Raw genomic sequence first — 1,567 nt, 5'->3', positions numbered from 1 at the left:
GCCCGACTGAACTGCGCAGGCCCGACTGAACGGAGGTCCCCATGCTGCCCACCCGGCAATTCATCGAGCTCACCCAGCCCGAAATCGCGGCCCAGTTCAAGCACAACCCGCTCGTCATACTGCCCGCGGGCAGCGTCGAGCAGCACGGCCCGCACCTGCCCACCGGCACCGATATCTTCGCCAGCATCGCGATCGGCGAGGAAGTGGCCAGGCGCATGGACGGCCTAGTGCTGCCTGCGTGTCCGTTCGGCGTCACGCCCATGCACATGCCGTTCGAGGGCACGATCACGCTCACGCCGGATACCTACATGCGCGTGCTCACCGAGGTATGCGTGTCCACCGCGCGCCACGGCGCGAAGTATCTGCTGATCATCAACTGGCACGAAGGCAATATCCCGTCGCTGGCGATCGCCTCGGAGGCGCTGCACCGCGAGCACGGCATGACCGTGCTCACCGTGCAGGCCTGCTACGTGGCGGCCGAGATGTTCGGCAACGAGATGGGCGGCCTCACCCACGGCGGCGAGATCGAGGCGCACGCCGTGCTCGCCTGCCGGCCGGATCTGGTGCATCTCGACCGCATCGACTATTCGTCCGAGCACGACCATGGGCACAAATGGGACAAGCTGCGGCGCACGCGCGCCTACCAGCCGGTGCTGACCGACATCCGCACCATCGCCGCGACCGGCTGGTACGGCAATCCGGAGCACGCGACCGTGGACAAGGGCAGGCGCATGCTCGACGGGATCGCTGCGGCCATCGCCGCCGAGGCAACCGAGATCTTTCGCCAGCTCGACGCCGTGCAGGGCGGCACGGCCGAGATCAAGCAGCTGCGCAAGGCGAGCTGAGCAGCATCGCCGCACGTCGCCCGCGTCCGCCTGTGAGCGTGGTAGTTCCTGTTCCGCTCGGCAGGGGAGAACGTCGAGCGGGTAGTGCTGCGCACCGCGGCGCCGCAAAACCGCGTCTAGTGACGACGCTCAGTTCGCGGTCTCGGCCGCGACCCAGTCGACAATCGCGACGATCGCCAGGTCCGCGGCGGCCTTGAGCGCGTGCACGCTGCCCGCCGCATCGACGCTCGTGCAAGGCCGTTCGGACCGAAACAGGCGCTGCGCGCGCGGCTTGCGCTGCGCGCTGCTCAAGCGCGCCCGCATGCGCACCAGCGCGCGGCTGCTCGACGGGGTATCGACCACCTGCTCGAACGTTTCCAGGTGCACGCGCAACAGATAGTCGACCGACAAGCCTTCGGTGACCATGCTGAAACCGTTGCGCGCAGCCTGTCCCAGCGCGTCGCGCAGCCGCTGCGTGAGGAGCTCGGCCGGCGGTGCAGCCCAGCGGCTGAGCGAATAGGGACGCAACTGCGCCGGATCGCGATACGCCAGCCGATACACGATCGCCTGGGTCTGCAGCCACGAATTGGCCGAGACCTCGGCCAGCGCCACGCGCGCAGGAAGCGGCTGCGTCGGCGCCGGCGCCGGATCGATGCCGAAGTCGTACAGCGCTGGCTGCACCGTGTTGGGTGCCAGCGTGCAACCGCCGAGGAGGATGCTCGCGCTGGAAACGATGCTCGCGC

2 protein-coding genes are annotated in these 1,567 nt (G+C 68.6%); one reads left to right on the top strand and one right to left on the bottom strand.

The features are described 5' to 3' along the window. Positions 1-41 precede the first annotated feature (41 nt). Positions 42-845 carry a creatininase family protein gene (locus GEV05_27345; protein MPZ47014.1) on the top strand — a complete coding sequence of 268 codons (804 nt, stop codon included), beginning with the start codon at positions 42-44 and terminating at the stop codon, positions 843-845. Positions 846-974: 129 nt separating this feature from the next. Here GEV05_27345 and GEV05_27340 read toward each other — a convergent pair. Continuing rightward, the coding region (locus tag GEV05_27340; protein MPZ47013.1) for a hypothetical protein at positions 975-1,567 on the bottom strand (593 nt) is incomplete at its 5' end.

It is taken from the genome of Betaproteobacteria bacterium, assembly GCA_009377585.1.
Taxonomy (GTDB): domain Bacteria; phylum Pseudomonadota; class Gammaproteobacteria; order Burkholderiales; family WYBJ01; genus WYBJ01.
Note: the sequence above shows the minus strand (reverse complement) of the source record. Positions and strands in the feature narration are given on the sequence as shown.

Bases quoted from the DNA above. Each gene is read 5' to 3' on its own strand.
- GEV05_27345 (MPZ47014.1), top strand. From the start codon at position 42: ATGCTGCCCACCCGGCAATTCATCGAGCTCACCCAGCCCGAAATCGCG.